The organism is Sandarakinorhabdus glacialis, assembly GCF_014643455.1.
GTDB lineage: Bacteria > Pseudomonadota > Alphaproteobacteria > Sphingomonadales > Sphingomonadaceae > Sandarakinorhabdus > Sandarakinorhabdus glacialis.
Genome location: NZ_BMJM01000017.1, coordinates 1 through 14,132 on the forward strand (window position 1 = coordinate 1; position 14,132 = coordinate 14,132).

The 14,132-nt window shown below is 61.0% G+C and carries 10 protein-coding genes and 2 pseudogenes; 7 read left to right on the forward strand and 5 right to left on the reverse strand.

The genetic code is table 11. The features are described 5' to 3' along the window. Both IEW98_RS15195 and IEW98_RS15200 read right to left on the reverse strand, forming a co-directional pair. Positions 1-104 (reverse strand): annotated as a pseudogene (locus tag IEW98_RS15195) (transposase); the annotation flags it as partial. 62 nt (positions 105-166) lie between these two features. Further along, positions 167-1,329, reverse strand: a protein-coding gene (locus IEW98_RS15200) for an IS3 family transposase (protein ID WP_371870796.1) whose coding sequence is annotated in 2 segments (ribosomal slippage) — positions 167-1,065 and positions 1,065-1,329 — 1,164 coding nt in all. Because the reading frame shifts where the segments join, the coding sequence is not laid out codon by codon here. Positions 1,330-1,406: 77 nt separating this feature from the next. On the opposite strand from IEW98_RS15200, the gene IEW98_RS16960 reads away from it, so the two are divergent. The 7 genes and pseudogenes from IEW98_RS16960 to IEW98_RS15235 all read left to right on the forward strand — a co-directional run bounded on the left by IEW98_RS16960 (position 1,407) and on the right by IEW98_RS15235 (position 9,031). After that, positions 1,407-1,637, forward strand: coding sequence for an HNH endonuclease (locus tag IEW98_RS16960; RefSeq protein WP_371870797.1), 231 nt, complete (start codon positions 1,407-1,409; stop codon positions 1,635-1,637). A gap of 213 nt (positions 1,638-1,850) precedes the next feature. Then, positions 1,851-2,813 (forward strand): alpha/beta fold hydrolase, encoded by a 963-nt coding sequence (locus IEW98_RS15210; protein WP_188764243.1) that lies wholly within the window; start codon positions 1,851-1,853, stop codon positions 2,811-2,813. A gap of 14 nt (positions 2,814-2,827) precedes the next feature. After that, a complete protein-coding gene (locus IEW98_RS15215; RefSeq protein WP_188764245.1) occupies positions 2,828-4,699 on the forward strand; it encodes an alpha/beta hydrolase family protein in 1,872 nt (623 codons plus the stop codon). A gap of 197 nt (positions 4,700-4,896) precedes the next feature. Continuing rightward, positions 4,897-4,983: pseudogene (locus tag IEW98_RS15220) on the forward strand (IS5/IS1182 family transposase); the annotation flags it as partial. Between the two features lie 93 nt (positions 4,984-5,076). Further along, on the forward strand, positions 5,077-6,312 hold the full coding sequence (locus IEW98_RS15225) for a serine hydrolase domain-containing protein (RefSeq protein WP_188764247.1): 1,236 nt from the start codon (positions 5,077-5,079) through the stop codon (positions 6,310-6,312). A gap of 218 nt (positions 6,313-6,530) precedes the next feature. Continuing rightward, on the forward strand, positions 6,531-7,673 hold the full coding sequence (locus IEW98_RS15230; protein ID WP_188764249.1) for an NADH:flavin oxidoreductase/NADH oxidase: 1,143 nt from the start codon (positions 6,531-6,533) through the stop codon (positions 7,671-7,673). 122 nt (positions 7,674-7,795) lie between these two features. Continuing rightward, a complete protein-coding gene (locus IEW98_RS15235; protein WP_188764251.1) occupies positions 7,796-9,031 on the forward strand; it encodes a cytochrome P450 in 1,236 nt (411 codons plus the stop codon). Between the two features lie 149 nt (positions 9,032-9,180). Here the strand turns inward: IEW98_RS15235 and IEW98_RS15240 are convergent, their stop codons facing one another. The 3 genes from IEW98_RS15240 to IEW98_RS15250 all read right to left on the reverse strand — a co-directional run bounded on the left by IEW98_RS15240 (position 9,181) and on the right by IEW98_RS15250 (position 14,114). Continuing rightward, positions 9,181-10,446, reverse strand: coding sequence for a cytochrome P450 (locus tag IEW98_RS15240; protein WP_188764253.1), 1,266 nt, complete (start codon positions 10,444-10,446; stop codon positions 9,181-9,183). A 101-nt stretch (positions 10,447-10,547) separates the two neighbouring features. Then, positions 10,548-10,763: a hypothetical protein gene (locus IEW98_RS15245; RefSeq protein ID WP_188764255.1), complete on the reverse strand. Its 216-nt coding sequence runs from the start codon at positions 10,761-10,763 to the stop codon at positions 10,548-10,550. Between the two features lie 78 nt (positions 10,764-10,841). After that, positions 10,842-14,114, reverse strand: a complete 3,273-nt coding sequence (locus IEW98_RS15250) for an error-prone DNA polymerase (RefSeq protein ID WP_188764257.1) — start codon at positions 14,112-14,114, stop codon at positions 10,842-10,844. Positions 14,115-14,132 lie beyond the last annotated feature (18 nt).

Here is a 14,132-nt window from a genome sequence, read left to right on the forward strand (position 1 = left end):
AGGTTCATCACCAGCACGGTGTTGATCGTCTCGAACAAGCCGATGTTCCGCCACGCATAGAAATAGCGCCGCACCGCCGGTACCGGCGCAAAGCATTTGGGCAACTGAGGTGGTCCCGCCTGTTTGGACAGTTTGGCGGCGAAGTTAAGCTAATTCCGAGTTTCGATTATGCCGCCAGTTGGAGTGTTTCCGTTGCCGGGGCATGCCCCGGCAACGGAAGATTTTCGTCCGCCCCATAAGCCTCATCCGGGGTCTGGCCCGCAAGCCCCGAGTGCGGCCGATCGGCGTTGTAATAACCGATCCAGCGCGTCAGACCGACCCGCAGCTCGGAGCCGGTTTCGAACGCATGGAGATAGACGCACTCGTATTTGAGCGAGCGCCACAGGCGTTCGATGAAGACGTTATCCATCCAGCGCCCGCGGCCGTCCATGCTGATGCGGATTTCGGCATCCTTCAGCACGGCGGTGAAAGCAAAGCTGCTGAACTGGCTGCCTTGGTCAGTATTGAAGATGTCGGGACACCCGAAGCGCGCCAGCGCTTCCTCCAACGCCATCACGCAAAAGCCGACGTCCATCGTGTTCGACAGCCGCCACGCCAGCACTTTGCGGGTCGCCCAGTCCATGATCGCCACCAGGTACAGGAAGCCACGCCGCATCGGTATGTAGGTGATGTCGGCGCACCAGACCTGGTTCGGCCGCTCGATCGCCAGATGCCGCAGTAGATAGGGGTAAACCCGGTGCTGTGGGTGCGGATCGCTAGTGTGCGGCCGCTGGTAAATCGGCGACAACCCCATCTTGGTCATCAAGCGCCGCACCCGCCGGCGGACGCCCTCGCGCCGCAGATGGCGAACCATCTGCCGGCTGCCGTAGCAGGGCATATCGAGGAACGCCGCGTCGATCACCCGCATCAGCGCCAGCGTCTCTTCGGACTCCGGCTGCGGCGCATAGTAAAACGACGACCGGCTGATCGACAGCAGCCGGCATTGCGCCGTGATCGACAGATCTGCGTGGACCTCTTCGATCATCCCGCGCCTTCGATCCACGCTCATCGACCGAAGGCTTTGGCTAAAAAATCCCGTTCCACGACCAACTGTCCGATCTTGGAATGCAGCTTGTCGATCTCCGCCTCGCCGCTCGCCCGCGCCACCTCCGAGGCCCCCGCAAACGTCGACGCCATCCCGTCGATCGCCTGCCGCTTCCACGCCGCGATCATCGTGTGATGGATGCCGTGCTTGCTGCCCAGCTCCGCCAGCGTCAGGTCACCGCGGATCGCCTCCAGCGCAACCTTGGCCTTGAAGTCCGCGCTGTAACGATTTCTCGTCGTCTTCATTCCCGTCCATCCTTCAGATCGGGAATAGCTTAACGCCCTGTCCAATTTTCCGGGACCACCTCAACCTGATCTGTGCAATTTGCCAGTTTTTTGCCCCCCCTCTTGAACGTCCGCTCCGCGAAAGCTTTTTCGAAGCACATCACATCCGCCCGCTGTCCGATACCAAAGGTATCACATCGACACGTGTCGCGGATTTGGTGTTGCTGTGCGCGGGCTGCCACCGGTTCATTCACCGGCTGATGGCGATTACAAAGCGCTGGATACCGATCGTTGAGGCAAGGGATCACTTGCGCGCCGTGAACGAGTGATTTGGTCTTCTGTTGGCAATCTGCTGCCATCACGCTGTGGATAGGCACCGAAGCGGGACCCTATGAGATCCAATCTAAACACCTCCAATTGTTGTGGAATCTCAAGTTATGCGGGGCGCCGATCCACTGCGAGGTCGCGCGGGAACGTTATCGAGGGTTTGTCCTTACATAAAAGGGCCGCTAAATGCTGGTGGTTTGAAATGAGGTCGATGCGTGGACGCAAGTGATGACATCGACCTTCTCTGGGCGCCGCGGCCCGACGAGCTGCCCGACTGGTTTCGTGAAGCGCTCGCCGTTCCTCGCGAGGAAGGCTTCATCGATGTAGACGGGACGCGTATCCATTATTTTCGCTGGGGTGACCGCTCTCGCCCCCCTGTCCTGATGACGCATGGCTTTCTGGCTCATGCGAGGTGTTTTGCGTTCATCGCGCCATTTCTGGCTGAGAAGTATCACGTTGTTGCCTATGACCTGTCGGGAATGGGAGATAGTGACAATCGCCCCGGGTGCGATGCGGATGCTCGCGGCGCAGAGCTGGTCGGGGTGGCCGAGGCGCTGGCGTTATTCGATGGACCTGCAAAACCGATCATCATTGCACATAGTTTCGGGGCATCAGTTGGGTTGACTGCGCTGTCGTTGGCAGGGGAACGATTTTCCGGCTTGATCCTGTGCGACATGATGGTCCTGCGGCCCGAGGTGCTCGAGGAGCGGGGTCGACAGGGCAGCACGCGCCCGGGCTCGGGCGATCCCGACAAGCCCCAACGCCGCTATCCGGACTATCCCACCGCTCGCAGTCGATACGTGCTTTCCCCGCCACAGGCTGCCGGTGAGGCATTTCTCATGGACTATATGGCCTTTCACTCGCTGCGTCGGAGCGGCGACGAATGGACTTGGAAGTTTAATCCCGAAGTTTTCCGCCAGGATAACGCGCAGCAGGGATGGCAAGGGGTAGGTAAGCGCCTTGTTGCAACTCCCGGCCGCAAGGCAATTGTGTACGGCGAGCAAAGCCTGTTGTTCACACCTGACTCGGTTGATTATGTACGCGAATTGGGCGGTACCGATATTCCGATCATCGCAATCCCAAAGGCTCATCACCACCTTATGTTAGATCAGCCGCTGGCCTTTGTAACTGCTCTCCGCACGATATTGGAGATTTGGCATACAGATAACAATACTTAACGGAGATGTGATCGATGTACAGCCGTCTTTTGCAACGTGTCGCATTGGCGGCGCTTTTGGGAGCCGCAATGCCGGCGGCTGCGCTCGACACCGCAGCGACCGTGGCCGCGATTGCTTCAATCCGCAGTAGCACTGGTGCGAGCCACGCACCTGATGGAAAGCGTGTTGCATACATTTCCAATGCATCCGGGAGTCCCCAAGTTTGGGTGCTCGGCGCCGATGGGCCCGTGCAGGTCACCAACCTAGCTGACCCGGTTCAATCTGTGGCTTGGAGCCCGGCCGGTGACTGGCTTGCCTATGACGTGGCACCCGGGGGCGGCCTCAATGTTCAGGCCCATGTCGTAAAACCGGATGGCAGCGGCGATCGTTTGGTTACGTCGGGCGGCGCAAGCAACAACCGGCTGTTTGGTTGGACGAAGGATGGCAAAGCGTTGCGGCTTGGCTCTGCTGCCGCCGATCCGTCGCGATTTGAACCTCAACTGATCGACCTGGCCAGCGGTGCTGTCTCGAAGGTCGGGGAGGGTTCGGCCGGGTTAGAGTCATTCTTGGTCAGCGACGACGGTCGCCGCGTCGTAATCGATCGCGCCGTTACGCGCGGCGACGGCAATATCTGGCTGGCAGACCGGGCCGGTGGGGTCGAACGTTTAGTGACGCCGCACAAGGGCCGGGCGCAATTCTCAACGATCGGCCTGTCCTCTGATGCCCGCCGGCTGTGGCTGATCGGCAATGGCGACACCGACAACTATGCCCTTTCTGCTGTCGATATTGCTGCGGACGGCACGCCGGGACCGCTGCGCACGGTGCTCGGCCGCACTAATGCGGAACTTGAAACGGCAGAACTATCGGATAACGGCCGCACAATTGCTCTTGTCTGGAGCAAGGGCGGACGCAGCGAGTTATCATGGTTCAATACAGCTACCGGCAAAGAGCGCAAAGGACCGGAGCTGCCTGTCGATATCGTATCGGCCCCCAACTTCTCGCCGGATAGCACTTCACTGGTGATGACCGGGGCCGGCGCGGCAGCCCCTGCCAATCTTTATCGGGTGAAGCTGGCCACTAACGACGTTTCGCGACTGACCAACTCGGCCCACGACGGCGTTGATCTCGGCGGGTTTGTCCGGCCTCGGCTGCTTGAATGGCAGGCGCGAGATGACGTCAAGCTTTCGGGCTGGCTTTACACACCCAAGAGCGCGACCGGGCAGCAGCCGATGGTCTTCATCTACCACGGCGGTCCCGAAGGCCAGTCGCGACCAAGCATCAGCAGCGATATCCAAGCACTGGTCGCCAGCGGCATTTCTGTTCTCACTCCCAATGTCCGCGGCTCAACCGGCGCTGGGAAGACCTTTATGGAGCTCGACAACGGCCCACTGCGCGTCAACGGCGTTACCGACATCGCCGACACGAGCGATCACATGGTCAAAGCCGGTCTGGCGGACCCCAAACGTCTTGGTATCATGGGCGGCAGCTATGGTGGCTACATGGTCATGGCGGGTGTCACCGAGTTTCCAAAGATGTTTGCGGCCGGCGTCAACCTGTACGGCGTCGTCAACTTCGACAGCTTCTTCAAATATACCCAGCCCTGGATGGCGGCGATCTCGACTGTCGAATATGGCGACCCGGTCAGGGACAAGGCGTTGCTTGCCAAGCTCTCGCCGTTGACCAACATCGACAAAGTGACGACGCCACTGCTCGTCCTGCACGGCGCCAACGACACCAACGTGCCGGTGATAGAAGCCGAGCAGATTGTCGCCAGCCTAAAGGCGCGCGGTGTGCCGGTGGACTATATCCTGTTTCCTGACGAGGGCCATGGCTGGCGCAAACTGCCAAACCGGGTAAAAAGCACGACCGCAATCGTTGCGTTTTTCAGCGCAAAGTTTGGGCTTTGAGAGAAGGACTTACGGCCAGGAGTGTGGATAGGCGCCGAAGCGAGACTCTATGACATCCAAGCTAAACACATCCAATTGTAGTGGAATCTCAAGTTATGCGGGGTTCCGATCGGCGCCGATCGGACCTCAAAAAATGGCTTTCTTGAACAACTTCAAACGCCTGTGATGGATAAGCGCGGGATCCCGCTTCGGCGCCGATCCACACCCGCTATGACCGATGCGCGCACACCTTCATGTCCGCCATCTGTATCGCCGCAACCATCATCTTCTGGCTACCGCAGTGAGTCCGGAGCTTGAATATGATGCTCGGCACCCGCGCTTTTATGAGGGCCAGGCTGCGCCCATATTCGTTATAATGAGCCGCAGTGGGGGACAAGATGAAGCTGATTGAAGTCGAAACAGCCAAGGGTTGGGTACGGGGCAGCTGCGATTCACGTTTCGACGAAGTAGCACAGAGCTTTATTGGCAACTTTGAGCAACGCGGCGAAATTGGCGCCAGCGTTTCTATCACGCTGGACGGACAGCGTGTTGTCGATCTTTGGGGTGGTCGCAAAAGCGTTGGCGGCGATGCGTGGGAACGCGACACCATTTCTGTGGTGTTCTCATGCACCAAGGGCGCATCGGCGTTGTGCGCGCACATGGCAGTTGATCGTGGCTTGCTTGATCTCGACGTGCCGGTTGCCCGTTATTGGCCCGAATTTGGCCAGAACGGTAAGGAGGACGCGATAGTTTCGATGATGCTCGACCATTCGGTCGGCGTGCCGGCGCTTCGCGAACCGCTGAAGCAGGGCGCCTATTACGATTATGACCATATGGTTAGACTGCTCGAGCGGGAAACGCCTTTCTGGAAGCCGGGAACGCGAAACGGCTATCATGGGGTGACCAGCGCCTGGACTGTGGGGGAGATGGTCCGGCGGTCGACCGGGCAGCGTATGGGTGCGTTTTTGCGGGAGGCGGTAACTGGCCCGCTTGCCATAGACTTCTGGATGGGACTGCCTGAGGCCGAAGAGGCTAGGGTAGCGCCAGTCATCGCGTATCCACCCGATGCGACTACGTTCAACAGCCGGATAGCGCTGGCGATAGCGGCTGATCCCCAGGGGCCGTCAGCGCTGTTTGCGCTCAATGGCGGCGGCTTTAGTCCGAACGCGCGGGAAGCGCGCGCCGCGGAGATCGGCTCGGCCACTGGCGTGTCGAACGGTCGGGGGTTGGCCGACTTGTACGCGCCCCTTGCCAACGGCGGCGCATTTGGCGGTTTGCGCCTTGTCGGCGCGGATACATTGGCGCGCATGGCACGCGTGTCAGTCGCAACTCATGAGGATGCGACCTTGGCCATTCCAACACGGTTTTCTTTAGGATTCATGAAATCGATGGATAATCGCGCGCTTGCCAACGCAGATTCCTGCTCGGCGGTAATGTCCGATGCGGCCTTTGGCCATGTTGGCGCAGGCGGATCAATCGGATTTGCCGATCCCGAATGCCGGTTAAGCTTTGGCTACAGCATGAACCAGATGGGGCAAGGCATCTTGCTGAACGAGCGCGGACAATCGCTCGTCGACGCCGCCTATAGGGCGATGGGTTATCGCTCCAACGCCAGCGGCGCGTGGATGCGATGAGCTCGAATATTGCGATCTGTTGATTTCCACTGAGAAGTGACTCGGGGGGCGGCGTAAGTTTTCACTGAGACTTGACCCATGTTTGAACCTGCCTCTGGTTGATCGGCGGGCGCATTCCTTGAGGCGCCAGCCACTAATTCTAGCATGTGCAACGAACGAGGGATCAAGGCAGCAAGCTGAGAACCGCGCTGACTAATTGTCTTTAGGATACGAAAATTATGCCGAATTTGTTCAGTCCCTACACTCTCAAAGGGGTGACCCTGCGCAACCGTATCGCGATGTCGCCGATGACGATGTACCGGTCCCAAGACGGACTGATGAACGACTTCCATATGATGCTGCTCGGCTCTCGCGCCGCTGGCGGTTTTGGTCTCGTATTCCCCGAGCAGTTGGCAATCACTGCTGACGGACGAACGAGCGTCACCTGCGCTGGCATCTACGATGATGCTCAGCTTGATGGGCTTTCTCGCGCAACTGCGATGATCAAATCCATGGGTGCGGTGCCGGCCATCCAGCTTGGCCATACAGGGCGAAAGGGCAGCAGCTTGAAGCCCTGGGAGGGCGGCGCCCAACTTTCTCCCGATCACCCCGATGGCTGGCAGGTAACCGGACCGTCGGCTATTCCTTACGGTGGAAAGCACACCCTTCCAGTTCATCCGTTATCTCGTGCGGAAATCAAACAACTTCATAAAGACTATGCGTCCGCCGCCAAACGAGCCCATCAAGCGGGGTTCGAGTGGCTCGAATTGCATTTTGCTCACGGTTATCTCGGCGCGAGCTTTTTCTCACCGCTCGCGAACCAACGCACCGATGAATATGGGGGCAGTGCGGAAAACCGACTACGCTTTCACCTTGAGACACTCGACGCAGTACGTGAGGTGTGGCCAGAGCGTTTTCCATTGACCATTCGCCTCGGCTCTGACGACCTTCACAAGGACGGGATACAGTTCGATGACGCAATCGTGGCGGTCGCTGCCATGAAGGCACACGGCGTCGATCTTGCGGACCTGAGCTTGGGCTTCAACACCGACGATATGTGCGAACGTCCTTTCAACCAGCTGGCCTTCATGGTCGAAAGGGGTTCACGGTTGCGCCGCGAGGTAAATATACCCGTTGGCGTCAGCTGGAATCTGGGCGTGCCGGCGCTGGCTAATCGCGTAATCGAAGAAGGCGCGATCGACCTGGTGTTTTTGGGGCGCCCAGCATTGTCAAACCCGCATTGGCCAGTTTGGGCAGCCCGGGAACTCCAGCACGTTGCTCCCTTCTCTCTGCTACCACAAGACTGGAGCTTTTGGCTCGATAGTCATCGCGCTCACGACGCCGCCCTGGGGTGGCCTGAGGTGGGGAGCCCCACGTCCTAGAACGCGCAGTTCGAGGGCAGCTTCGTCGGAATAAGCCTTATCGGACACTCAGGTTCAGACACGACTGCAAGAATTCGATATTAATCGAACGCTTTGAATAGCTTCAGTGAAAGAATCAGACAATGGCCACCGCACCCGCCACTGCCCGCGCCGTTGCTTCCTTCGACATCAGTGACGTGACGCTCTACATTGATGGCACATGGCGTGCACCGTTCGCCCGGTTGCGCGCCGATATGCCCGTCAGCTGGTGTGCCCAAAGTGCCTATGGCGGCTACTGGTCGGTGGTCACTCACGAACTGATCAGCCAGGTCGAGCTCGACCCCGCCACCTATTCCTCGTCATGGGCGAACGGGAATATTGTAATTGCCGATCCCAAGCCAGAACTGAACCTGCAGAACTTCATCGCCGCTGATCCTCCCATTCATACTGAGCAGCGCAAGGTCATCGCTCCGGCCTTCGCGCCCAGCCAGATGACCACACGCGAGGCGCAAGTCCGTGAACTGTGCAGAGACATTCTTGACGCGCTGCCGCTGGGCGAGACGATTGACTGGGTCGATCAGGTCTCGGTTCCGTTGACGATCGGAATGCTGTGCATCTTGTTCGATATGCCGCTAGACGAGTGGAAAGACCTCAAGCGCTGGTCAGACTACGCCAGCAGCGTCAATCCCGATAACGACAACGACGCCTATCGCGCCGAGTCGATGGGCCAGCTGATGCAGATGCTTGCCCGGTTCGACCGCCTCCTAGACCAGCGCAAGGGCGAACCGCCCGCCGACGACCTGATCAGTCGGATGATCCACAGCGCGGCGATGGGCAACCTGAGCCCGCTCGAGCGGCTGTCGAACATCGCGTTGCTGATCGTGGGCGGCAACGACACAACCCGCCATTCGATGGGCGGGCTGGTCGAAGTGCTCGACCGCTGGCCCGGTGAGCTTGACCGGCTCCACGCCGACCCTTCGTTGGTCGCCAACGCGGCGCAGGAGCTGGTTCGATGGCAATCACCAGTCACCCACATGCGACGCACAGCGACACGGGATGCGACCTTGGGCGGGCAGCGCATCGCCAAGGGTGAGAAGGTAATTATGTGGTACTTGTCGGCGAATCGCGACGAAGCCGTGTTTGCTGATGCCGAACGCTTCGATGTCGCGCGAACCAACGCCCGCCGCCACCTCGGTTTCGGCCACGGCATTCACCGCTGTGTCGGCGCACGGCTTGCGGAGATACAGCTCGCCACGTTGATCGGTGAGATTGTCACACGTAACTGGAAGATCGTTCCGCAGGGCGCGCCGACCCGACTAGCGAGCCCATTCCTTAACGGGTTTACCGCGATGCCGGTGCGGGTCGAGCTGCGAGGATAGCCGCCGCCCCGATGTGTGGATCGGCGTCCAAAGCGGGACTCCACCTGCTTGTATTAAGGTATTTAGAGGAAGCGTTAAAATGGATAAGGCGGTCGAAATCGGCGCCGACTGGAACCCCCAATCAATCTGCGATAATTGTTGCACGCCAATCACTTGCGGGCGGAACGGGCGTGGTCCCGCTTTGGAAGCCGGTCCACAGCGGCGGGCGTTACCCATAGCTCGCGGACGCCATTGAACGCAGCCGACATGTTACGCTCAATCGGCTTGCCGGCCAGCGCAAGCGCCGGGAAACGCGCCAAAAGGCGCTCGATGCCGATTGCGGCCTCGGCGCGCGCCAGCGGTGCGCCCAGGCAGAAATGCGCGCCACCGCCGAAGGCAAAATGGGTCTTGTCGGCGCGATCGATGTCATAGGCGAGCGGGTCGGCATGAAGCGCCGGATCGGTGCTCGCGGCCATCAGGAACGTCGTGATCGCGGAGCCTGCCGGCACCGGCACGCCACCGATGTCGCAATCCGCCAGCGGAATGCGTAAAGACTGCATGACCGGCGGATCGCGGCGCAGCGTTTCCTCGACCGCGTCGCCGACCCGTCCGGGCTCCGCCAGCAGCTTAGCTCGCTGTTCGAGATTGGCCAGCAACGCCAGTACGGTATTGCCGATCAGGTCCGTGGTGGTCAGATTGCCCGCCAGCAGCAGGAGGTTGCACATGGTAACGATTTCCTCGCCCGACAGCCGGTCGCGACCATCCTCCGCCGCAATTAGCGCGCTGATCAGATCGCCGCGCGGCGCCACTCGCCGTGCGGCAATGGCATGGGCAAAATAGGCTGACAGTTCATCGGCATTGACCTTCAACCCGGCGAGAAGTTCGGGCGTGCGGATTGGCGAAAAGACATTGGCGAGCCCCTTCGACCAGCGGCGGAATTCACCGCGGTCGGCGGCGTCGACTCCCAGCATGTCGGCGATGACGATGATCGGCAGCGGCGAAGCGAACGCCTCGATGAGGTCGAAGCTGTCTTGGCCTTCGACCGCATCGAGGAGCTCATCTGCAATCCGCGCGACCTCAGGTTTCATCGCTTCGATAGCGCGCGCGTTGAAGGCATGGCTGACCAGCCGCCGCAGTCGGGCGTGATCGGGATCATCGAGCACCAGCATCGATCGCGGCGCACTGCGGTCCTGCTCGGTGCGGAACTTCTGGACGATGCTGTCGGGCCCGGCGTTATCCTGATCGACCGACAGGCTGCGATCCTTAAGCACCGCCGCCACATCAACAGCGCGCGTTAACGCAACGCGGCCGAGCGTCCGGTCCTGGTGCACAGGCTCTGCCGCGCGAAGCGCGTCGAAATGTTCATGAGGGCGGTTGCGGAAAGTTTCGTCGAAAACTGTCAATTGCAGCCCCGTCGGGATGATAGTGTCGCTCACTTTTTGTCTCCGATCGCCGTAAGGCTGTCGTTGCCGACGCGCCGGTAGAAGTAGTTAGTTGCGACAGTCTCGCACGCTGGCTTCGCCGGTTCTACCTGCAACTAGATCGTGTCCTCATGGCAATTAATCTGCATTTCCGCGATATGCCCCAATGTCGCTTCTTTGTGCAAAAGTTTGCCGTGCGACCGGCTCCAGTCAGCCTGTTCACGAACAACAAGGCCTTGGGTACCCGGATAGCTTTCCTCAGGTGTGTTGAATTGCGTGATCACCGCAGACACATCGAACAGCGCCGCAACCTCGGCCGCGCTCGATTTCAATCTGTATAAATTGCACATCCGCCTCCTCCTGCTGCTGTGCTTGATCGGGGCGATACTCGGCAAATTATGCCACGCGCTTCAGCGAAAATCCCGCGCCTTGATCTTGAGCGTAGCGATATGCAGGTCGGGAATAAAGATATCGTGCGGTTTGACCGTCAGCGGTGGCCGGTCTCGCGGATCCGACGGCGCCGAGCCATGATGAAACTCGTCGCCGCGCCCATGCGGCAGCGGAAATGGCGCATCACGCTCGCCGAGACCCGCCAGTTCGCCCGACAGGTCGTGAAGCCTGACGCCGATGACATGGACGACCTCGCCTTCGCGCTGCACCCGGCCCTCGACCCCCATCATGCTGGCAGTCAGCACGATGCGCCGCTGCTTTTCATAAAGGCTCGGCCAGATGATCAGGTTGGCGACGCCGGTCTCGTCCTCTAGGGTGATGAACATTACCCCCTTCGCCGAACCCGGTCGCTGGCGCACCAGCACCAGCCCGGCCAGCCTGACGAACTTGCCGTCGCGCGCCGCCGTCGCGGCCGCACAGGTTAGGATGCCTCGCCGACCGAGATCGGCGCGCAGGAAGGTGACGGGGTGCTGGCGCAGCGTCAGCCCGACCTGACGATAATCCTCGACGACCTCGCGGCCGGCGGTCATCGCCTTCAGCCGCACGACAGCCTCGTTGATCTCGGGTGTCGGCCGCTCATCATGGCGGGCGACGGCGGCAAACAATGGCAGCGGCTCATCGCGCAGCGCCTTGATCGCCCAAGAGGCGTCGCGTCGCGCCAGACCCAGCCCGGCGCTGAAGGCATCGGCCTCGGCAAGCCGGTCGAGCGCCGAGACTTTTGCATCGGAACGTCGCCAGACATCGTCGACATTCGCAAACGGCCGATCGGTGCGGGCAGTCAGGATGGCGGCGGCATCGGTGTTGGCGAGGCCACGCACCATGCGCAGCCCAAGACGGACGGCGAAGCGATCATCGCCGGTGGCTTCGAGCGTGCAGTCCCAGCGCGAGACGTTGACGCAGATCGGTCGGACCTCGACGCCATGCTGCTGGGCATCGCGGACGATCTGCGCCGTCGCATAAAAGCCCATCGGTTGGGCATTGAGCAAGGCCGCGCAGAACACATCGGGGTGCCAGCATTTGAGCCAGCTGCTGGCATAGGCGATCAGGGCAAAGCTGGCGGCATGGCTTTCGGGAAAGCCATACGACCCAAACCCCTCGAGCTGGCTGAATATCTTGGCGGCAAAGGCCTCGGTGTAACCCTTGGCCTTCATGCCTTCGATGAGCTTGGTCTGGAAATGGCTGACCCCGCCGGTGAACTTGAACGTCGCCATGGCGCGGCGCAGCTGGTCGGCTTCGCCAGGCGTGAAGCCGGCGCACTCGATGGCGACGCGCATCGCCTGCTCCTGGAACAGCGGCACGCCCAAGGTCTTGCCAAGCACGCGCTCGAGTTCGGGCGTCGGATAATCGACCGCCTCGAGCCCCTCGCGGCGACGTAGATAGGGATGCACCATGTCGCCCTGGATCGGCCCGGGCCGCACGATCGCCACCTGGATGACGAGATCATAAAAGGTTCGCGGCTTGATGCGCGGCAGCATCGACATCTGCGCGCGGCTCTCGATCTGGAAGGTGCCGAGCGTATCGGCCTTGCGGATCATCGCATAGGTGCGCGGATCCTCGGCCGGGATGCTGGCGAGATCGAGATCGATGCCCTTGTGGTCACGCAGCAAGTCAAACCCCCGGCGCATGCACGACAACATACCCAGCGCCAGCACATCGACCTTCATGAACTTCAAAGCATCGATATCGTCCTTGTCCCATTCGACAACCTGGCGATCGTCCATGGCAGCCGGCTCGATCGGCACCAGCTCATCGAGCCGGTCTTCGGTGAGCACAAAGCCGCCGGGATGCTGCGACAGATGTCGCGGCGCCCCGATCAGCTGACGCGAGATGTCCATGGCCAGCGTCAGCCGGCGATCGCCAAGGTTGAGATTGAGCTCCTCGGCGTGCTTGGGTTCGACGCCGTCCTTCGACCAGCCCCAGACCTGGCTCGACAGCAGCTTGATCATATCCTCGGGCAACCCCAGCGCCTTGCCGACATCGCGCAGCGCGCCCTTGGCACGGTAGCGGATGACCGTCGAGCAGAGCGCGGCGCGGGTGCGGCCATAGGTGTTGTAGACCCATTGGATGACCTCCTCGCGGCGCTCGTGCTCGAAGTCGACATCTATGTCGGGCGGCTCCTTGCGCTCCTGGCTGACGAAGCGCTCGAACAGCAGGTCGTTGCGACCGGGATCGATCGAGGTGATGCCGAGGACATAGCACACCGCCGAGTTGGCCGCCGAGCCGCGGCCTTGGCAGAGGATGCCACGCGAGCGGGCGAAAGCGACGATGCTGTTCACGGTCAGGAAGTAGGGGGCGTATCTCAGGCTCTCGATCAGGCCGAGCTCGTGGCGCAGGGTTTTGGCGACAGCGTCGGGGAGGCCTTCGGGGTAGCGCGTCACTGCGCCTTCGAAGGTTAGCTTCTCCAGCGCTGCCTGCGGCGACAGACCTTCGATGCCGACCTCATGCGGATATTGGTAGGTCAGCTCGTCGAGACTGAAGCGGCAGCGGTCGGCGATCTCGACGCTGCGCGCGATCGCCTCGGGCCACAGCTTGAACAGCCGTGCCATTTCCGCAGGTGGTTTCAGGTAGCGATCGGCATGACGCTCGCGCTTGAAGCCGATATCGTCGATGACGACGCCTTCGCGGATGCAGGTGACGATGTCTTGCAGGATACGCCGGCCGGGTTCGTGGAAGAGCACGTCGTTGGTGGCAACGGTGGCGACCCCCATGCTGGCGGCGAGATTGCGGAGGTCGTGCAGCCGCAGATGATCGCGTGGCCGCCGGCGCAGGATCAGCGCCAGAAAGCTGTCGGCGCCGAAAATCGCGTTGGTGCGCCGCAGCCGCGATACGGTCAGCGCATCGGCCTGGTCAGGAACAAGGATGGCGATCATCCCCTGGTGCCAGGCATCGACATCCTCCCAGTGCAGGTCGCAGCGGCCCTTGCCTGCCCTCGCCTTACCTAGGCTGAGCAGCCGGCACAGCCGCGCATAGGCCGGGCGATCGGTCGGATAGACCAGCAGCTCAGCGCCATCGGCGAGAATTAGCCGGCAGCCGATAATCAGGCGGACGCCGGTGGCCTTGGCGGCTTCATGGGCGCGAACGATGCCCGACAGAGAATTGCGGTCGGTGATCGCCAGCGCGTGATGGCCATGGACGGCGGCCTGCGTAAACAGCTCCTCGGCAGAAGAGGCGCCGCGCAGGAACGAGAAGTGCGACGCGCACTGCAGTTCGGCATAGCCACTCACGGCAGTCATGACAGGGTGACCGACATG